The 19,263-nt window shown below is 60.8% G+C and carries 13 protein-coding genes, 1 tRNA gene and 2 pseudogenes; 2 read left to right on the top strand and 14 right to left on the bottom strand.

The window, feature by feature from the left end:
• Window positions 1–51: 51 nt before the first annotated feature.
• The 5 genes from pqqB to QMK47_RS26840 form a co-directional block, all read right to left on the bottom strand.
• Window positions 52–963: a pyrroloquinoline quinone biosynthesis protein PqqB gene (pqqB, locus tag QMK47_RS26860; protein WP_053189961.1), complete on the bottom strand. Its 912-nt coding sequence runs from the start codon at window positions 961–963 to the stop codon at window positions 52–54.
• A gap of 80 nt (window positions 964–1,043) precedes the next feature.
• On the bottom strand, window positions 1,044–1,118 hold the full coding sequence (gene pqqA, locus QMK47_RS26855; protein WP_003177660.1) for a pyrroloquinoline quinone precursor peptide PqqA: 75 nt from the start codon (window positions 1,116–1,118) through the stop codon (window positions 1,044–1,046).
• A 170-nt stretch (window positions 1,119–1,288) separates the two neighbouring features.
• Window positions 1,289–3,730: a pyrroloquinoline quinone biosynthesis protein PqqF gene (gene pqqF, locus QMK47_RS26850; protein ID WP_320389542.1), complete on the bottom strand. Its 2,442-nt coding sequence runs from the start codon at window positions 3,728–3,730 to the stop codon at window positions 1,289–1,291.
• 62 nt (window positions 3,731–3,792) lie between these two features.
• Entirely contained in the window at window positions 3,793–4,587 is a 795-nt protein-coding gene (locus QMK47_RS26845) for a carbon-nitrogen hydrolase family protein (RefSeq protein ID WP_258689545.1), read from the bottom strand.
• Between the two features lie 12 nt (window positions 4,588–4,599).
• Window positions 4,600–6,282, bottom strand: a complete 1,683-nt coding sequence (locus tag QMK47_RS26840) for a flavin monoamine oxidase family protein (RefSeq protein WP_320389541.1) — start codon at window positions 6,280–6,282, stop codon at window positions 4,600–4,602.
• 363 nt (window positions 6,283–6,645) lie between these two features.
• Here QMK47_RS26840 and QMK47_RS26835 point away from each other — a divergent pair, with 363 nt between their 5' ends.
• Entirely contained in the window at window positions 6,646–7,011 is a 366-nt protein-coding gene (locus QMK47_RS26835) for a type II toxin-antitoxin system RelE/ParE family toxin (RefSeq protein WP_320389540.1), read from the top strand.
• Complete coding sequence (locus tag QMK47_RS26830) at window positions 7,004–7,318, top strand: XRE family transcriptional regulator (protein WP_024616743.1); 315 nt, start codon at window positions 7,004–7,006, stop codon at window positions 7,316–7,318. The genes QMK47_RS26835 and QMK47_RS26830 overlap by 8 nt, the downstream gene beginning before the upstream one ends.
• 43 nt (window positions 7,319–7,361) lie before the next feature.
• Here the strand turns inward: QMK47_RS26830 and QMK47_RS26825 are convergent, their stop codons facing one another.
• The 9 genes and pseudogenes from QMK47_RS26825 to dnaG all read right to left on the bottom strand — a co-directional run bounded on the left by QMK47_RS26825 (window position 7,362) and on the right by dnaG (window position 19,243).
• A complete protein-coding gene (locus QMK47_RS26825; RefSeq protein WP_018607342.1) occupies window positions 7,362–7,823 on the bottom strand; it encodes an Lrp/AsnC family transcriptional regulator in 462 nt (153 codons plus the stop codon).
• Between the two features lie 36 nt (window positions 7,824–7,859).
• The gene (locus QMK47_RS26820) at window positions 7,860–10,295 is read right to left on the bottom strand and encodes a sulfite exporter TauE/SafE family protein (RefSeq protein ID WP_413817786.1); all 2,436 of its coding nucleotides are present in this window, start codon (window positions 10,293–10,295) and stop codon (window positions 7,860–7,862) included.
• 77 nt (window positions 10,296–10,372) lie between these two features.
• A pseudogene (locus QMK47_RS26815) lies at window positions 10,373–10,660 on the bottom strand (PIN domain-containing protein); the annotation flags it as partial.
• A 10-nt stretch (window positions 10,661–10,670) separates the two neighbouring features.
• A pseudogene (locus tag QMK47_RS26810) lies at window positions 10,671–10,778 on the bottom strand (DNA-binding protein); the annotation flags it as partial.
• Between the two features lie 67 nt (window positions 10,779–10,845).
• Entirely contained in the window at window positions 10,846–11,088 is a 243-nt protein-coding gene (locus QMK47_RS26805) for a hypothetical protein (RefSeq protein WP_214509862.1), read from the bottom strand.
• Window positions 11,089–11,409: 321 nt separating this feature from the next.
• Window positions 11,410–11,486, bottom strand: a tRNA-Ile gene (locus tag QMK47_RS26800).
• A gap of 15 nt (window positions 11,487–11,501) precedes the next feature.
• Window positions 11,502–15,245, bottom strand: coding sequence for a bifunctional diguanylate cyclase/phosphodiesterase (locus QMK47_RS26795; RefSeq protein ID WP_253469949.1), 3,744 nt, complete (start codon window positions 15,243–15,245; stop codon window positions 11,502–11,504).
• Window positions 15,246–15,369: 124 nt separating this feature from the next.
• Window positions 15,370–17,217 carry an RNA polymerase sigma factor RpoD gene (gene rpoD, locus QMK47_RS26790; protein ID WP_258689541.1) on the bottom strand — a complete coding sequence of 616 codons (1,848 nt, stop codon included), beginning with the start codon at window positions 17,215–17,217 and terminating at the stop codon, window positions 15,370–15,372.
• A 67-nt stretch (window positions 17,218–17,284) separates the two neighbouring features.
• Window positions 17,285–19,243, bottom strand: a complete 1,959-nt coding sequence (gene dnaG / locus QMK47_RS26785; RefSeq protein ID WP_253469946.1) for a DNA primase — start codon at window positions 19,241–19,243, stop codon at window positions 17,285–17,287.
• Between the last annotated feature and the right edge of the window lie 20 nt (window positions 19,244–19,263).

Below are 19,263 nucleotides of genomic sequence, written 5' to 3'. Positions count from 1 at the left end.
CATGCCTGGCTGACACACCACAACTTCACCCCCACAATCGTTCCGCCCTTCTTACAACTCAATACTCATTCCGTCGTAGGACACTTCAATCTTTCGACGTACAAGTTCAGCCCGCTCGGGCGAATCTTCGTCCAGGATCGGGTTGGTGTTGTTGATATGGATAAGGACTTTGCGCGGCCCAGGCACTTGTTCCAGTACTTCCAGCATACCGCCGGGGCCATTCTGGGCCAGGTGGCCCATTTCCCGGCCAGTGCGGGTGCCGACGCCACGGCGCTGCATTTCATCGTCGTCCCACATCGTACCGTCCACCAGCAGACAATCGCTGCCGGCCATGATCGCCAACAACGACTCGTCGACCTTGCCCAGGCCCGGGGCATAGAACAGTTTGCCACCCGTGCGCAGGTCTTCGACGATCAGCCCGATATTGTCGCCCGGGTGCGGGTCGAAGCGATGCGGTGAATAGGGCGGTGCGGCGCTGCGCAGGGGCAGTGGGGTGAAGCGCAGGTTCGGGCAGGCGGCGATGGTGAAGCTCTGGTCGAGTTCGATGCGATTCCAGCTCAACCCGCCGTTCCAGTGGGTCAACATGTTGAACAGCGGAAAGCCGGTGCTCAAGTCTTCATGGACCATGTCGGTGCACCAGACTTGATGCGGGCAACCTTCACGCAGGCTGAGCAGGCCGGTGGTGTGGTCGATCTGGCTGTCCATCAGGATGATCGCGCCAATGCCGGTGTCGCGCAGGGCCCGGCCCGGCTGCATCGGGGCGAACGCCTGGAGCTGGGCGCGAATGTCCGGGGAGGCGTTGCACAGCACCCAGTTCACACCGTCATCGGACAGGGCGATGGACGATTGGGTGCGCGCCTGGGCCCGCAGGCTGCCGTCGCGAAAACCTGCGCAATTGGCGCAGTTGCAGTTCCACTGGGGGAAACCGCCACCGGCGGCAGAACCTAGAATCTGGACGAACATGGCTGCTCCATCTGCAAACCGAAATAAAAACGCCTCGGCTGGCCGAGGCGTAGTGCTGCGTGCTTAACCGCCTGCAGCATTCAACGGCTGGCGAAGTACATGGTGACTTCGAAACCGATACGCAGGTCGATATATGCGGGTTTGGACCAGGACATGGGAATACTCCTTTGGTTGGGATGCTTTCGTTAGATAGAACGGTTGAGACCTATACATATAGTCCACCTCCGTTCGGAGATGTTCAGATGCTTAGGCGCCTATGTTACTAAATCTGACATCTTCGTTCGCCGCGATTCTCGAAGAAAGCTCATTACGGCCCCTGCAATGATCACTGGGGCGCTTGCCAGCGCTCTCCCGGGAAGGCTCCGTTGCTCAGGCAATACCATCCCCCTTCAGCCTCGATCAGACGTTGGGCGGCCATTTGTAGCTGCGTGCGATCCAGGTACACGATGGCAGCGGACAGTTGCTCAAGATAATCCGACGGGTGGCCGGCCAACTTGCCCTGCCAGAGCAGTTCGGCGGCCTGGGCGCAGGGCAGGGCGGTGCCCTGGAGTTGGGCGGCAAGCGCCTGCTGCTGGCCGGTCAGGGAGACATCATCGAGTTGCTGGAGCAACGTCGGTAACCCGGCCAGAAACTGTTCGATGTGGGCGCTCAGTTGCGTCGCCGAAAGGCTGGGCGATTGGACGCCGAACAACATCCCCGTTTGCCCGTCGATCTGCTTCAACCCACTGAACACCGCATAACCCAACTGCAACTCGACGCGCAGGCGCTGGTAGAACGGCGTCTGGCACAGCTGTGCCAGCAATCGCCAGGCGGCTTCGTCGGCCAGTGTCGGGGTGGCTGTCGGGCAAAACAGCAACACGGCCGGTTCTTCGCCGTGAGTCTGGAGCGTATGCCAGAGGCGTTGCCCGCGAGGTGCCGGCGCCAGGCTGGCTTCATCGCCGGCAATGCCCGGCACTCGGGCCAACGCAGGGCCCAACGCTCCTTGGGTGGCCGCCGACAGGCCGATGGACAGCCCGTCCCATCGGGCCGTTGTCCACACGCTTTGGTCGCTTTCGGGCATTGGCAACGCTGACGCTTGGCGGTTGTGGCGGCAGTGATCTGGCAGCGCCTTCAACAGATGCCGAATCGGCATCGGCGGGGTTTCGTGACTGGCCAGGGCCATTGGCAGCGGTTGCGCAAGCTTCGTCAGAACGTGTTCGAGCACCAACGGTATCGGCACCTGTAAGCCAACCAGTTTCAGCAGCCATTGATGACCGGAGGGCTCGAAGCTGACGTCCACACCGGCCTGGCGAGCATCCTCCCGCATATCCTGCAGGTGCCGGTCGAGCCTGGATTGAAAGTCCAGCGGTGCCTGGGTCGTCAGTTGCCAGCGCAGGTACACCGCGCCTTCACGACCATTGTCAGGCAGCGCCTGGCTGAACTGCATGGGCGAGCGTTCCCGACGACCCCGGGAGCGGTCCTGGGCGAAGGTTCGCAAGCCGCGGTGGGCGCTGGTCTGGCCGCGTATCAGCCCGGCGCGGGGCGCTTCGCTTGGCGTTTGCAGGAACGGATTGGGCGCGGGCAGTTGCCATTGTCCCGCGACGTTATCGGCCGGGTGCAGTTGCTTGAGGATTTCCCTGAGCTTCACCAGGTCGTTTGCCAACAGCGGCCCGTGACGTCCTTCACCGTCCCAGCGGGCCACCTGCAAGGCCGATCCTGTCTCTTGCCGGCGCTGCAACAGTGCGGTGAACTCCTCGCGCAACGGCGCCCAGTCGTCCTGGGCGACAAAGAACCCCAGCCAGTCGTGCAGCAATGCTTGGATTTGCGCCGCTGCCGGAGCGTTGGCGTGCTTGAATTCGATGTGCAGCAGCGCCTGCCCGGCAAACTCATACAGCGCGGTGGCCTTGAGGCTGTCAGCCAGGTCGCGCTGACGCAACGTGGCGAACAAGCCGCCCGGTTTGCTGGAGTTCAGCCACGTACACAGAAAATCCAGGGCTTGAGGCGAGGCAGCGGGCAAGTCTTCGAAGGCGAACAGCAGATCAAGGCAACCCTCGCGGGCCTGTTGATAACTCGTCTGGGACGATGCCATCAACCTTGGTGGTGCCGGCCTGGCAAGCGCTTCGCCGGCAGGTATGTGGCTGTCGAACTGTTCAGCCAGCGCTTTCAAGGCGTCGATGCTCTGCGGGCCGACCAGGCTCAGGGTCATCTGGCCGCTCTGGTAAAAGCGGCGATAGAAGTCGTGCAATGCGCTTTGGAATTCGGCTTGCGTCACCGCCAGGCTATCGCGATTGCCGGCATGAAAACCCCGCAGCGGATGGGTCTCCGACAGGCCGTCATGCAAGGCAAGCTGTCGCTGGGCTGCAGCATCCTGGGACCAGGCGATGAACTCGGCGTGCAGCACTTCCCGTTCGCGCAACTGATCGGCCTCATCCAGGCGTGGGTGAGCGAGCATGTCCCCCAGCCGTTCCAGTCCGTCGGCGAAGGTTGCAGGTGGCAATTCGAAGAAAAAATCCGTGGTGCGTTCGCTGGTGCGCGCATTGACCTGGCCGCCGTGGCGCTGCACGTAGGCCATCAGGTTCTCCCCAGCGGGAAAACGCTCGGTGCCGAGGAAGAACAGATGCTCGAGCAAGTGCGCCAATCCCGGCCAGGCCAGGGGCGCGTCATGGCTGCCAGCCGCGACTCGCAGCACTGCAGCGCTACGCTTGAGGCCTGGGACGTGACGCAATGTCACCCGCAAGCCGTTGGCCAGGGTTTCAGTGTGGGGGCGGAGGGAGTCGGGGGCCGGCATGAGCGCTTCCAGAACAAAGATGCGCTCATGCTAGCGGATTAGGCCGCGTTCTCAATCCTCAATCAGTGTTTGTGCAGGTCGCCGTAAAGCTCAGGGCGGCGATCGTGCAGGTAGTTGTAGGCCGCGCGGGAATCGTCCATCAGTTGTCGATCCAGTTCTCCGACGATCAAGGCCTCATCCAGCCCCGCAAGGGCCGGGCGGCTGCCATTCGGTGCGGCGATGCTGCTTTGGCCGCAATACTGCAATTCACCTTCGTGGCCGCAGTAGTTGGCGTATGCCACGAAACACTGGTTCTCGATGGCCCGGGCCCGCACGGTGACGTCGGCGATGAATTCGTAGGGTTGCATGTTGGCGGTCGGCACCAGGATCAGCTCGGCACCGGCCAGGACCAGGCGTCGGGCATTTTCCGGAAACTCCAGGTCGTAGCAGATCAGGAGGCCGAGCTTCCAGCCGTTGAGCTCGACGATGGGCAATGCGGCGTCGCCGGCGCTGAACATGGCGTGATCGAGATCGCCGAACAGGTGGCTCTTGCGGTAGTTGGCCAGGCGCTCGCCCTGGGCGTCGATCAGCTGAACTGCGTTGTAGATCTGCCCGTCTTCGCCGCGCTCAGGGTAGCCATAGACAATCGCCAGGCCGGCGGCCTTGGCAATGCGGGCGATCTGTTGCGCCCACTCGCCGTTGTAGACCTCGGCCAATACATTCACCGCGTCGACGCCGATGTTGTAGCCGGTCATGAACATCTCCGGCAGCACCAGCACATCGGCGCCCCTGGCCTCCAACGCCACCTGGTGTAGGCGTTGCAGGTTGCCGGCCGGATCCAGTGGCAGCGGCGGGCATTGGTAGAGGGCTACACGCATCAATAACTCCTTTTATTCGGGCAGGGCGATCGGACCGATCTCATTGAACACATCACCTGGACCCGGGTTCTCGGCGTGAGTTTCACCGCCGAAGTGCTTCATGATTCCCCACACGGCATTGAGTGAGGTCTGTACCGCGCCTTCGACCCAGGCCGGTGTCCATGAGACGTCATCGCCGGCGATAAAGATCCCGCGTTGTTCGGCCGGCATGTCGTCCTGCATGAAATGCGCATACATGCGCTGGTTGTAGCGATAGTGGCCGGGCAGGGCGCCCTTGAACGCGCCGAGGAAATGCGGGTCGGCCTCCCAGGACACGGTGATCGGATCGCCGATGATCCGGGCGGCGATGTCCACCTTGGGATAGATTTTCTTCAGGGCATCGAGGGCCAGCTTCACGCGTTTTTCCACCGGGTGCGGGAGCATTTTCAGCGCGTCGCTCATCCAGGAATACGACAGGCAAATCACCCCTGGCTTGTCGTCCCCGTTGTCGAACAGATAGGTGCCACGGGTCAGGCGGTCGGTCAGGGTCATGCTCATCAGGTCGCGGCCGGTCTCCGGGTCCTTGTCCTTCCAGAATGGCCGGTCGACCATCACGAAGGTCTTCGACGATTGCATGTAGCGGGTGCGGTCCAGGGCCATCCACATTTTTTGCGAGAACAGCGCTTCTTCACATTCGATCTGGGTGGTCAGCAGCCAGCTCTGGCAGGTGACCAGCACGGCGGCGTACTCGCGGGTGTTGTCCCAGACGTCGGTCACGCTGAACCGGCCATCAGCCGCGCGGGCGATGCGCTTCACGCCGCTGCGTGGGGCGCCCAGGTGCAACGAATTCAGGCTGGTCCCTTGCGGCCAGTGCACGCAGCGTTCCGGCATGTGGTTCCAGATACCGTGGGGCACCTGCTCGACGCCGCCGACCACCAGGTGCTGGTGGTCGTCACAGTTGGTCATCACGACACGGAAGATTTCCAGCATCGAATTGGGGAAGTCCGAATCCCAGCCGCCCGTACCGAAACCGACCTGGCCGAACACTTCGCGGTGCTGGAAAGAGAGCTTGGCGAAGGCCTTGGAGGTGGCGACAAAGTCGTAGAAGGTGCGGTCGTCCCACAGGGGCACCAGGGTGTTCCACAGCTCCTTGAGGCGTGGCACGTCGCGGTCGCGGATCGCCTGCTGGATGTCGCCGAAGCGTGAGCCATCCTCCAGCGCATCGGCCCAGGCGTCGGCGACTTCCTGGAACAGTGCGGGAAGGTCGGCCAGTTTTTGTGCGTAGTAGGTCTGGCCTTCCAGGTCGATGACCGTGCTGCCGGACGCCGGGGTCAGCGGGTTGGGAAACGGTTTGGTCTCCAGGCCCAGCTTGTCGACGTAATGGTAGAACGCGGTGGATGACACCGGAAAACGCATGCCGCCCAGCTCGGCGATCACCCCTTCGGCGCCATTGAACGCTTGTGAGCGCAGGCGCCCACCCATCTTCGACGCCTCGTAGACCACGGGTTTGAGACCCAGCTTCATCAGCTCGTACGCCGCCACCAGACCGGCGATTCCGGCCCCGACAATCGCCACTTCGGTACCGTGGTTGTGGGCGGGAATGCTGCCCAGGCCAGCCGGATGCTCGATCCAGTCGTCAAAGGCGAAAGGAAAGTCCGGCCCGAAAATGGTGATGGGCTTCTTGCCGTCTGCTGGGTGGCGATTGTTCTTGTTCATGGCTGACCTTGGTGGGCGACTCGACGCGGTGTTCGTGTCTGAGTATAGGAAAGATGCCAGCCATTCTAGGGAGGGTGGAACACGTTAATAAGACACAATGTGTCGTCGTTTTGAGCGCATATCAGTCATCTTGATCTATTCATAAAGCATAATGACGAAACCAGTCCCCTGTGGGAGAGAGCTTGCTCGCGATAGCAGTATGTCAGTCCATGACGGTGTTGACTGGATTGACGCCATCGCGAGCAAGCTCGCTCCCACAGAAACGCTCCCTGACAATTGTCCGCGCGATCAACAGCAACAGATACCCGCCGAAACTCCTATGGTTATTCCCTTGAGGTTATATATCCTGGATGGCATATTTGTATGAAATGGGACGTTGAATACACTGACGAATTTGAGTTGTGGTGGGACCGTCTCAGTGAGTCAGAGCAAGACTCGGTACAGGTCTCGGTGATGCTGCTCGGCGATACCGGGCCGTATCTGGGCTTTCCTCACACCAGTGATATCAAAGGTTCGCGTCATGGCAACCTTCGTGAGTTACGGGTGCAACATGCAGGTAGGCCTTATCGTGTGCTCTATGCGTTTGATCCACGACGCTGCGCCATCCTGCTGATCGGGGGAGGTAAAACCGGCCAGGACCGTTGGTATCAGGACTATGTGCCTTTGGCCGAACGCCTCTATGACGAACATTTGGAAGTATTGAAGAGAGAGGGCTTTGACCATGGCTAAGAAATTTTCCGATTTGATGGCGCGTCGTTCGCCTGACTCCCAGGCTCGTGCACAGGCTCTGTATCAGCAGTTGCGTGCAGAAATGCCGTTGCACGAGTTGCGTCAGGCGCAGGAGTTGAGCCAGGAGGCTTTGGCCAAGGCACTGCATATCAACCAGGCGGCAGTCTCGAAAATGGAGCGCCGTACGGACATGTACATCAGCACATTGCGCAACTACATCCGGGCCATGGGGGGGGAATTGGAGATTATCGCGACCTTTCCGGAGGGGCAGGTCAGGATCGAAAATTTCTCCCATCCGACACCATAACTTGCGTTGTTCCCTGAGGGCCACAGGCTAAGTGGCGCAGGGCTTAGACTGGCTGGCCTCGATCGATTTTGCTGCTGAGGATGATCGAGGTGGTGGTCTTTTCCACGCCGTCCACGCTGCCGATCTGGTCCAGCAACTGGTCCAGCTGTTCCGGCGAGTCCGTGCGCAACCAGGCGACATAGTCGAACTCACCGCTGACCGCGCACAGCTGCTGTACCTGGGCCATGGCGCTCAGGCGCCGCAGCACGTCCTTGCCGGAACGCGGCTGGACCTTGATGCCGACGTAAGCCTGCAAGCCACCGTCAATCACTCGTTGCCCCAGGCGCACGCCATACCCGGTAATCACCTTGGTCTTTTCCAGGCGTGCCAGCCGCGAGGTCACGGTCGTGCGGGCGATACCCAGTTGCCGGGCGAGCATGGCGACGCTTTCCCGGGCGTTGATTTGCAGCGCCGCGATCAGCTGCCGGTCGATTTCGTCGAGGACGGGAGGGCGGGTATCAGTCAAAGTGGGCTCCGGCGCAGGCATTCGATGGCGAGCATGTTACAGGCTCTCACGTGCGAAATAGCCAATGGCAGGCAAAGCCAGTGCGCGCCAGGCGGGGGCCAGGTGTACCTGTGAAGCCCTGAACCAGAAACCGTCCTGGCAAACCAGCTGTTCGGTGGGCAACTGCAACAAGAGATCCAGCGAGAACGACTGCACTGAACCTGGGTCGTCGTTGTCTTGCGCTTCCCAATCGCGCTCGAAACACCGTACATGCAGCTGCTCGGCGTCGAAGCTTTCAAACAGCGGCCGGTTGCCCAGCCACTGCCGATGCACCCGCAACGTGTGTTCCTGGACATCCAGGAGCAGCAATTGCCAGCCTCGATAACTTCCACACTGTTCTGTCACATCGGTTGCCATGCAGGTCAGGGCCAGGTAGCGGCTATCCGTCGACCAGGTCATCGACGGTGCCAGGTCGACCAACGCGCAGCCTGAGGCTGTCAGCAGATGGCCTCCGAGCCGGGGCGTCTGCGCACGCACCCAACTGTCGGCATATTCCGTTTCGCTGCCGAACAGCCAGCCGGCATCCTGACGGTCGGGGGCGGGCTGGATGAAGTCACCGTCGGCGTTGGCCACTTGCGGACGATCCACCAGGCGCCAGGGGGCAACGCTGTGCAGTTGTGAGTTTGTCACCTGCAGGTCCACGGTGTTGTAGAACAGCCGGGATTGCTCGCTGGGATGAAAGAACGACGGGTCGCTGCCGATCGGCGGCGCAGGGATGTTGAAGCGTTGCAGTGCGCTGCTGTCCAGGTCGTGGTCAAGACGACCGGCCACCACTGCCAGACTCAAGCGGCCATCCCGAAAGTCGAGTATCCGTTCCACCCACATGGAGGGGCCTTCCAGCAGGCGTCGATCCTTCACATCTGCAATGACCGCATGGGTGGTCACTGTCGTTGAGTCTGCAAAGGGCAGCAGTGCCAGGTAACGCCCGCAGTCAGAGACGCGATGATCCAGCAGCCAACTGCCTGGCAAGTGCCAATCACCGATCTGGCAGCGATAACCGCCAAGCCCCTCGTGATTGTCGCAAAGCCAGATGAGCTGGGCGCATGCGCCACCCAGCAGCGGCTGCGTCTCGATGTACGAGTCACCGCGCAGGCCCCGGCTGTCCAATGGCATCACAATGGCCGTGCGGGTCAGTTTGAACTCAGCAACCTGTACGCGACCCTGGGCGTCATGACCGGCCTGGGTTTCGGTATCGCTGTGGATGCTGTCCAGACGGTAGCCATACCGGCCGGAACCCGGTCGCGGATAGTCGAGGTACGCGCCGATATGCACATGGTGCGCGTCGAGGCTCAGCAACTCATGCCAGTAGAAGGACGGTTCAGCAGCACTCTTCACCCACGGCGAGGGCAGGGCGCGCCAGCCGGTGTCGAGCTGCCATAACCAATACCGGTCGCCTTCCTCGTGACCGCTTTGCTGTTGGGCCAGGCACACCAGGGCGCGTTGATCGGCGCTCCATACCAACGGTGCGTCTGCTGCCATCAGCAGGCCGGACGGTGCTCCGTTGACGTTGATGGCATAACGCGGCGAAAGCAGGGGCTCCAATGGCTGGGCCTGGTCACGGAAGGTCGAAGGTAATGAAAGATTGCCCAGCAGGCATTGCTGGCCATCAGCGGAGCGTCGTTCGAAGGTTTGCTCAGGATGACAATCGGCTTCCAGCCACAGGTCGGCGACAGGCACCAGATGGGTGACGCTGGCGGTTTGCAGCAGCTCATCGAGCCGGGTTTCGCGAACGCTGTTATCCACCAGTGGGCTATGGCGTCCACTCAAGCGGTCGAGGTCAAAAGCGTCCAACTCCCAAAGCTCGCTGTCGGCGCAGCGGTACAGCAGGCGTTGCTGACGGTCGAGGACTACCAGTCCCCATGCCTGCCGGGACGGTACCGGTGCGGCGAAATAACGCCCGTCGCTGGAGAACACGGCCGAAGAGCCAAGGCCTTGCAGGAGCACACCGTCGGGGAACAAATAATCGCAATAGGTAGGGCCACCCATGGCGATTTCGCTGTGGTTGAACACCCGGATCGGCTCGCCTTCAGGGGTCAGTTGCGGTTCGCTTCCGCCCCAGGCGCTCGGTCCTTTGCTGGAAACGGGCGCCAACCCAAGGCGTCGTTCCCAGCTACTGACGCAGGCGAGCCCTACGATGATGCCGACAATCGCCACCAAAATGCCCCACCACTCAGGCAACGCCCGGCCCAGGCTGAAACCCAGGCCAAACACGGCGCCGACCGTCAACCGGGCGATGCCTCGGCCCATCGCCAAAAAGCCCAGGCGAGCGGCAAGGCCCATCAGCAGCCCAAGGAACACCACCGCCAGCAAAGCCAATGGGGGCGGCAGCACGGTGACGAAAAAGGCCGGCACCAGCAGGATGCCGAGTTGCCAGAACAGTTCAAGAAACAGTCGGGGGAGGCTGGGGCTGGCGATGATGGGCGTCTCGGTGATAGAGGTTGAGTAACAGGTACGGACGTGGGATGAGATGTTAATTCATCGTTGTAGCCTCAAGTCCTTGGCAGCAATCGTCAAATCAGGAATTCAAATTTGGAGAGCAACTTTACAGTTTCGGGGAGCTTTTGTTGGAGTAGCTTGTCGAGGTATTGCCGCGCACTGTGCGACGGATTTTTCAAGGACGAGCGCTGCCGCTGTGCTGCTTCGAGAACAGCCGCCTGGTCTATATCCCAAAGGTCGGCAACAAAATCGTCAGGGTGCAAAGGCTCGATATCAAATGCTTCGAGAGCGCTCTTTGGAAAGTCCTTAAGGTTAAAATTGACGATGACAGATGCGTTGCATTTGATGGCTGCAGCAAGCACGCCGAATGCCTCATTCGTAACCCATCCCTAACTCCTGGGCTTGTGCAGCCAGTTCGTCCATGGCCGCACGTCTCGCTTGGTCACGCTGTTCCTTGTACGCCATTAGATCAGCCATGCGCTGTTGATCGACTGTTGTCCCTTACGATTTTGGGTCAGAGACGGCACCGAGAAATCGTGCCTGGGCTTCAGTCCTCCTCCGTGAACCGCCGCCGCGTCAGGAAAAGCACAACGCCCAGCGGCACGGCCAGCAGTGCTAGCAGCTCCAGGTCAAAGCCCAGCACCTGCTGCTCACCAACCTTGAAGATGCTGACCAAGCCCGTTGCCAGCAGCGCCAAACCCAGCCACTTGCGCAGCGGGTATGGTTTCAGAAACTGAACGAGGATCGCGCCCAGCACCAGAAGGACGACAGTTTGCATGATGTAGGGCATGTGCAGTTCCTCAGACCTTGATGACCAGCGTCACGACAGAGCGCTGTGGGCCAATCCCGCCATGGACCTCTCCCTCGATGCTGGCCAGCACGTCACCTGCATGCAGGCTCGGCAGGGCCCCTTTGAGGTACCAGTCTCTCACGAGCCTGAAGGCGGCGGATGATAGTCGGGATGCCCCTCGGTGCGCTCACCGCGTGCAGAAGCCCAGAAGTATTTCGCGTGATGCTTGTAGACGTCGGTGACTTCCGATAGGTCCAAGCGACTGTATCTGTGGTGGTCCATCCAGAAACACGAAAGCCGCGCAATGCGCGGCTTTGAGTATGGTGGGCCCACACGGACTCGAACCGTGGACCAAAGGATTATGAGTCCTCTGCTCTAACCAACTGAGCTATAGGCCCTCAGTAGGCCGCGGATTATAACGACGGTTTCTCGGCTGTGCTATCCGAAAAATCCGAAACGGTCATACGAAGAAACGTTGCGGCAAACTCATCGGCGCACAGGGGCAGGCTGACGATGTAGCCCTGGATCTGTTCGCAACCTTCTTCGGTCAGGAATTGCTGCTGGGCCAGGGTTTCGACGCCCTCGGCGATGATGGTGAATTGCATGCTGCGGCCCAGGGCGATGATTGCCCGTACGATGGCCGCGTCGTGGGGGTCATCGGGCAGGCCGCGGACGAAGGATTGGTCGATCTTGAGGATGTCCAGTGGCAGGCGCTTGAGGTAACTCAGGGAGGAATAGCCTGTGCCGAAGTCGTCGATGGCCAATTGCACGCCGAGTTTTTTCAGCTGGTGCAGCACCGTCAGGGCCTCTTCGGCCTGGCTCATGATGAAGTTTTCGGTAATTTCCAGTTGCAATAAGCCAGGCTCGAGCTGGTGCTCGCGCAGCAGTTGTTCGATACGCCCCAGTAGATTGGGTTGGCGCAGCTGGGCCCCGGCCAGATTGACCGAAAGGGGGCCGAGGCTGTCGTAGGTGTCGTTCCATTCGCACAACTGCCGGCAGGCGCGCTCCAGCACCCAGTCGCCGATTTGCAGGATCATGCCGTTTTCTTCCGCCAAGGGGATGAAGCGTTCCGGCGGCACGTCGCCAAACGTGGGGTGCGTCCAGCGGATCAATGCTTCGGCACCCACCAGTTGGTTGTCGACGAGGCTGATTTTGGGTTGGAAAGATAATGACAACTCGTTGCGTTCAATCGCCCGACGCAGCTCGTGCTCCAGGGCCACTCGCTCGCTGGCCTGGGCGGTGAGGTCGCGGGTGTAGCTTTCCACCCGGTTGCGTCCCTTGGCCTTGGAACGGTACATCGCCGCGTCGGCATTCTTCACCAGCGTGGCGACGTCGCAACCGTCCTGCGGGTAGAGGCTGGTGCCGATGCTGGCACTGATGAAAAACTCGTGCTCGCCGGCTTGGAACGGAGCGGCAAAGCAGTTCAACAGTTTTTGGGCAATGTGCTCGGCATCGCTGGGCTGTTGCAGGCCCGGCAGCAGGATAATGAACTCGTCGCCGCCCAGGCGTGCCACGGTGTCGATGTCGCGCAACTGCTCGCGCAAGCGTACGGCAATGCCCTTGAGCAACAGGTCGCCGACCGGGTGCCCGAGGCTGTCATTGATGTGCTTGAAGCGGTCCAGGTCCAGGAACAGCACGGCGCCCTGGCCACCGTTTTCCTGCTGGCCATTGAGGGCTGCCAGCAAGCGGCTTTCGAACAGCGTGCGATTCGGCAGGCCTGTCAGCGGGTCGTGGTGGGCCTGGTAATCGAGCCGGGCCTGAGCGTGCTTGAGGCTGGAGATATCGGCGAAGACCGCGACGAAATGGGTGATCTGTCGGTCCCGATTGCGCACCGCGCTGATGGTCAGCCAGCTGGGGTACAGCTCGCCGTTCTTGCGCCGGTTGGAGATCTCTCCTTGCCAGTGCCCTTCGGCCGTCAACTGGTGCCACATCGCGGCGTAAAATGCGCTGTCGTGCAGGCCGGAAGCCAACAACCGAGGTGTATGGCCCAAGGCTTCGGTTTCGCTGTAGCCGGTGATTTCGGTGAAGGCTCGGTTCACTGCGCTGATGTGCTGTTGCGTATCGGTGATCAGCACGCCTTCGGCAGTGCTTTCGAATACGGTGGCGGCCTGTTGCAGTTTCTCCTGCATGAGATGGCGTTCGGTGATGTCCCGGGCGATGGTCAGCATGCAGTCTTCGTTGCCGATGGGCAGCGGGCGACTGGAGACTTCGCAGAGCCGGATTTGCCCGTCGTTGCGACGGATGTGGCAGCTGAAGTCCCTGACAAAGCCGTCCCGCTTCAGCAGGTCGAGCATCTGCTTTCGCTCGTTGAGGTTGACCCAGATGCCCAGGTCCAGGGTAGAGCGGTCCACCGACAGGGCACTGTTGAAGCCGGTAATGCGGCTGAAACCTTCGTTGACTTCGATCAGCAGACCGTCGCTTTGCCGGGACAGCAGCAGGCCATCGGGCGAGGCGTGGAACGCCTTGGCAAACTTCTCTTCGGATGTCTGCAATTGCTGCTGGGTTTCCTTGAGCTGGCTGATGTCCCGTACCACCACGACCAGGGCTGGCGTCGTGTCGAGGTCGAAGGGCTCGGCGGAGATCAGCCCGGTGAACACCTGGCCATTGCTACGGCGGAAGGGCATTTCCAGGTTGCGAATGCTGCCGGCCTGCAAGCGCTGCAACAGGCCCGGCCCCACGCCCTGGATGCCCCAGATATCCAGTTCGGTTGCGCTGTGTCCCACCACCTCGGCGGCGCTCAAGCCGATCTGCTCTTCGAAGGCCTTGTTGACCTCCAGCAGGCAACCGTCCAACAACCGTGCAATCACCAGGATGTCCGGGCACTGGCGGAACACCGAGGCAAACTTCTGCTCCGAAAGGCGCAGTGCTTCCTCGGTGCGCTTGGCTTCGCTGATGTCGATCATCAGCCCACGCATCACCGGTTCGTGCCCGTGTTCGATCAGGCTGACAATATCGCGCACCCACAGGCAGCGGCCATCGGCAGTGATCACGCGATAATCGATGCAGTGGTCGCGACCCGCCAGCACTTCATGATCGCAGTAGGTCTGGGCACGGATCAGGTCGGCCGGATGAATGATGTTGCGCCAGAAGCCTGGGATCAGCCAATGGGAAAGGGGATAGCCCAGCAAGTCTTCGGCGTGGGGCGACACGTAGCTGTAGGTGAAGTCGCTGACCCTAGCCTCCCAGGCGATGGCCGACAGGCTCTCCACCAGTCCACGGTAATGGTATTCGCTGCTGCGCAGCTCCTGTTCCAGCTCGACCCGCCGGGCGATTTCCGAGCTGAGTCGGCGGTTGATGCGAATCACCACCGCCAGTATGCCGACCAGGAGCAGCAACGCAGGCAGGCCGTAAAGCAGCAAATCTGACCAGAGCTGGCGGTAGTCATGCACATTGCCGACCCACTTCTGCTGGATCTCGTCGACTTCGGCCGGGCTCATGTCCGCCATGACCTTGTCCAGGATGCTTACCAGTATCTTGCTATCTGGAGGGACGGCCATTGCCAATTGATAGCGATAAGGCGTTTCCCCGCTGACATAAAGACCTTCGAGCTTGAGTTGGCGCAGGCTCCAGACACTGGAGGCCAGATCGCCGACTACCGCGTCTACCTCGTCGGTTGCCAGGGCTTGAAGGGCTGAACTGACGTTGGGCAGCGCCACGAGGTTCAGGTCGGGATGGTGGTTGCGCAGCAGTTCATGGGGGGCATAGTTCTCCACCACGGCGATTTTCAGCCCGTACAGTTCCTTGAGGTTGTGCGGCTGGGCGCCACCGCGATGGGCCAGGATGACAATGGGGAAATCCAGGTAAGGCCGGGTAAACGCCAGGTAATTCTGGCGTTCCGGCGTGGACATGATGCCCGGCAAAAGGTCGATCTTGCCCTGTCCAACCTGCTCCAGCACGGCGGTCCAGCTAACCGGCTCTATGGGGGTGAGCTTGATGGCCAGCCGCTCACGAATGATGTCGACGTAGTCGGCAGCCAGGCCCTGATAGCGGCCCTGGTCGTCACGAAACTCAAACGGCGGCCATGAGGCATCGACACCCAGGCGCAGGTCAGGGTGGTCCTTGAGCCAGCGGAGCTCCTCGTCGGTGAGCGTCAACGCGCCAGCTGTTGCGGTCCAGGTCATCAATGACAGCAAAAGCGCGGCCGTCAGTCTGGGCATCACTGTCTCGACATGGCTTGGGGAGGATGATTCGAGTGTAGACGGACAGGGCGGGGAGGGCTGTAATGAAAGGGATTTTATCTGCACATAACAAAACCCCCGGCAGGGCCGGGGGTTTTGAAGGTCACTCGTCGAGGAAGGAGCGCAGATGCTCGCTTCGCGTCGGGTGGCGCAGTTTGCGCAACGCCTTGGCTTCGATCTGACGAATCCGCTCACGGGTTACATCGAACTGCTTACCGACTTCCTCAAGGGTGTGGTCGGTATTCATGTCGATGCCGAAGCGCATGCGCAGTACCTTGGCTTCACGGGCAGTGAGGCCGGAGAGTACTTCGCGAGTCGCTTCCTTGAGACTCTCGACAGTGGCGACATCGATCGGAGACTGCATGGTGGAGTCTTCGATGAAGTCACCCAGATGGGAGTCTTCGTCATCACCGATCGGGGTTTCCATGGAGATCGGCTCTTTGGCGATCTTCAATACCTTGCGGATCTTGTCCTCAGGCATTTCCATGCGTTCGCCCAGCTCTTCCGGCGTCGGTTCGCGACCCATTTCCTGCAGCATCTGCCGGGAAATACGGTTGAGCTTGTTGATCGTCTCGATCATGTGCACCGGGATACGGATGGTGCGGGCCTGGTCGGCGATCGAGCGAGTGATCGCCTGACGGATCCACCAGGTGGCATAAGTCGAGAACTTGTAGCCGCGACGGTATTCGAACTTGTCCACCGCCTTCATCAGGCCGATGTTGCCTTCCTGGATCAGGTCGAGGAATTGCAGGCCGCGGTTGGTGTACTTCTTGGCGATGGAGATCACCAGGCGCAAGTTCGCTTCGACCATCTCTTTCTTCGCGCGACGGGCCTTGGCCTCGCCGATCGACATGCGACGGTTGATGTCCTTGATTTCGGCGATCGTCAAACCGGTTTCGGTTTCCAGCGCGGTCAGCTTTTGCTGGCAACGAATGATGTCCGGTTGCAGGCGACCAATGGCTTCGGCGTATTTGCTCTTGCCCTTGGCCAGTGCATCGGTCCAGCTTTCGTCGACTTCGTTGCCAGGGAACTGGCGCAGGAAATCGGCACGCGGCATGCGGGCATCACGCACGCAAAGCTGCATGATCGCGCGCTCTTGCTGGCGCAGGCGATCCAGGGCACTGCGAACACGCTCGACCAGGCCTTCGAATTGCTTCGGTACCAGCTTGATCGGCATGAACAGCTCGGCCAGTGCCAACAGCTCGGCAATCGCCTGCTTGTTGTTGCGGCCGTGCTTTTTCAGCGCCTTGCGGGTGATTTCCATCTGGTCGGCCACAGCGCCGAAACGCTGTGCTGCGATGACCGGATCCGGACCGCTTTCGGCTTCTTCCTCGTCGTCGCTCGCTTCGGCGTCGTCGTCATCGGTGTCGTCGTCGGCCTTGGCGGCTTTCGCGTCGATCGGTGGCGGCACTTCGGCGGCAGGCGGCGCAATGCCGTCGTCCGGATCGATATAACCGCTCAAGACGTCGGACAGGCGGCCACCTTCGGTGGTGACGCGGGTGTACTCGGAGAGAATATGGTCAACCGTGCCAGGGAAGTGCGCGATTGCGCCCATCACCTCACGGATGCCTTCTTCAATACGCTTGGCGATTTCGATTTCGCCTTCACGCGTGAGGAGCTCTACCGTACCCATTTCACGCATGTACATGCGCACGGGGTCGGTGGTGCGACCAATGTCGGTCTCGACCGCTGCCAACGCTGCGGCCGCTTCTTCAGCGGCCGCCTCGTCGGTATCGGCGTCGGCCAGCATAAGGGCATCCTTATCTGGAGCAACCTCGAATACGTTGATCCCCATGTCGTTGATCATGCGGATGATGTCTTCCACCTGTTCCGGATCTGAAATATCCTCCGGCAGGTGGTCGTTGACCTCCGCGTAAGTCAGGTAGCCCTGCTCACGACCCAATAGGATCAACTCTTTGATACGAGACTGCTGTTGCGCTTTTCCGGACATAACACCCTATCCACTGAAGGTCTTGGCGGGCAAAAAACAAGCCGAGGATTATACCTGAGCTGTGACCTCACGCGCCAGTTGAGGTCGGGTTTGATGCGCAAACATTGCGGCTGAGTAAGTCGCGCAATTGGTTTTTCTCTTCGCTGGTCAACTCGCTCTGGCGAGCTTTTCGCAAAAGTTGTTCCAGGTTTCGCTCGCGTTGGCGGGCGGACAAGCTAGTAATGGTGTCGAAAAACTGTTGTTCAAGGTTGTCTCCCTCAATCAGCCATTCCTTCTCGGCCAGGGCCTTCAACAGGCGCCCCTGCTCGGTGCCATGCCACCGCGCAATCAACTGGAAAGAGTTTAGCTTGGGGTTCTTCTGCACGGCTTCAAGGAGTGCAACCAGCAATTGCGTATTGCTGTGGTCCTCGGCGGCGAAGTGCCCGGCGTCCTCTACTTTTTCCGCCAGTTGCGGGTGATGCAGCAAAGTGCGCAAGGCGGCCAGTGTTGGTGGTTCGACGGCGGCCGGCACGCGCGGGGCACGTGGCTGGTCGCGATCGCCGCGCTTGCCGTTCTTGTCCCAGGGTTTCTTGTCCCATTTCTTGCCGCCACTGCCGGGTTTTTTCGGTGTCCATTCCTGCTGGGGGGCGTAATCCTGTTGGGGTTGATGATAGTCGGCGAAATCCGGCATCGCGTCGTAATCGATGCCCGGGTCATAAGCCGGTGGCGCTTCCTGGGGGGCGCTGTGCACCAGTTGATTGACCGCTTCGCTGTTCAGGCCGGTGATTTCGGTCAGGCGCTGGCGCATGAGTGTGCGCAGGTTGGCGCCGGGCACCTTGTCGATCAGCGGTGCCGCGAGGGTGGCCATGTGGGCCTTGCCTTCGAGGGAGCGTGGATCGGCTTCTTCGGTCAATTGCTGGAAAAAATAGTCGGCCAACGGTTGTGCATGCTGGTTGATCCGCGCACGAAACGCATCGGTACCTTCGGAGCGCACCAGGGTGTCCGGGTCCTCGCCCTCGGGTAGGAACAGGAAGCGTGCCCGGCGTCCGTCCTGCAGGCACGGCAGGGTAGCCTCCAGTGCGCGCCAGGCGGCGTTACGGCCGGCCTGGTCGCCGTCGAAGCAGAACAGCACGTTGGGCACGACGCGAAACAGGCGCTTCATGTGCTCTTCGCTGGTGGCTGTGCCCAGGGTTGCCACGGCGTTGCGCAGGCCTTGCTGGGCCAGGGCAATAACGTCCATGTAGCCTTCGACGACGATGATTTCATCGAGGTTGCGGTTGTTCTTGCGCGCTTCGTACAGGCCGTAGAGTTCCTGGCCCTTATGGAACACCGGGGTTTCCGGGGAGTTCAGGTATTTTGGCTTGTCGTCGCCCAGCACTCGGCCACCAAAGGCGATGATCCGTCCGCGTGTGTCGCGGATCGGAAACATGACCCGGTCGCGGAAGCGGTCGTAGCGCTTGCCGGTTTCGGCATTTTCAATCAGCAGGCCGGCGTCGATCATGGCGCGCTGTTGCAGCGTATCGCTGCTTAGGTGCTTGTACAGATTGTCCCAACCGGGCGGGGCGAAGCCGAGGCCGAAGTCCCGGGCGATTTCGCCGGTCAGGCCGCGGCCCTTGAGATAATCCACCGCAGCCTTGCGTGCCGGATGGCTTTTGAGGGCCAGGCGATAAAAATCCGCCGCCGCCGTCAGCAGTGGGTAAAGCGGAGAATCGGTCGGTTGGCGTGGCTTGTGCTGTCGACCGCTTTCCTCCCGGGGTATTTCCATGCCAGCGGCTTTGGCCAGTTCTTCGACGGCCTGGGGGAAGTCCAGGTTGTCGTGGTCCATGATGAAGCCGAGGGCATTGCCGCCAGCGCCGCAGCCGAAGCAATAATAGAACTGCTTGTCGGGGCTGACGCTGAAAGAAGGCGTTTTTTCTTTATGGAACGGGCAGCAGGCCGTGTAGTTCTTGCCCGCTTTCTTCATTTGCAGGCGAGAGCTGACCACGTCGACGATGTCGGTGCGGTTCAGGAGGTCGTCAATAAAGCTCTGGGGAATCAGCCCGGCCATGGCGTTCTCATCATCACTGC

The organism is Pseudomonas sp. P9_35, from assembly GCF_034008205.1.
GTDB lineage: Bacteria > Pseudomonadota > Gammaproteobacteria > Pseudomonadales > Pseudomonadaceae > Aquipseudomonas > Aquipseudomonas kilonensis.
The sequence above is the reverse complement of the archived record's forward strand: the minus strand, read 5'-3'. Positions and strand labels throughout refer to the sequence as shown.

What these genes read in the sequence shown, in the direction of transcription:
- pqqB (WP_053189961.1), bottom strand. Translation starts at nt 963, where the DNA reads ATGTTCGTCCAGATTCTAGGTTCTGCCGCCGGTGGCGGTTTCCCCCAG.
- pqqF (WP_320389542.1), bottom strand. Translation starts at nt 3,730, where the DNA reads ATGCCGGCCCCCGACTCCCTCCGCCCCCACACTGAAACCCTGGCCAAC.
- QMK47_RS26845 (WP_258689545.1), bottom strand. Translation starts at nt 4,587, where the DNA reads ATGCGTGTAGCCCTCTACCAATGCCCGCCGCTGCCACTGGATCCGGCC.
- QMK47_RS26840 (WP_320389541.1), bottom strand. Translation starts at nt 6,282, where the DNA reads ATGAACAAGAACAATCGCCACCCAGCAGACGGCAAGAAGCCCATCACC.
- QMK47_RS26835 (WP_320389540.1), top strand. Translation starts at nt 6,646, where the DNA reads ATGAAATGGGACGTTGAATACACTGACGAATTTGAGTTGTGGTGGGAC.
- QMK47_RS26830 (WP_024616743.1), top strand. Translation starts at nt 7,004, where the DNA reads ATGGCTAAGAAATTTTCCGATTTGATGGCGCGTCGTTCGCCTGACTCC.
- QMK47_RS26805 (WP_214509862.1), bottom strand. Translation starts at nt 11,088, where the DNA reads ATGCCCTACATCATGCAAACTGTCGTCCTTCTGGTGCTGGGCGCGATC.
- QMK47_RS26795 (WP_253469949.1), bottom strand. Translation starts at nt 15,245, where the DNA reads ATGCCCAGACTGACGGCCGCGCTTTTGCTGTCATTGATGACCTGGACC.
- rpoD (WP_258689541.1), bottom strand. Translation starts at nt 17,217, where the DNA reads ATGTCCGGAAAAGCGCAACAGCAGTCTCGTATCAAAGAGTTGATCCTA.
- dnaG (WP_253469946.1), bottom strand. Translation starts at nt 19,243, where the DNA reads ATGGCCGGGCTGATTCCCCAGAGCTTTATTGACGACCTCCTGAACCGC.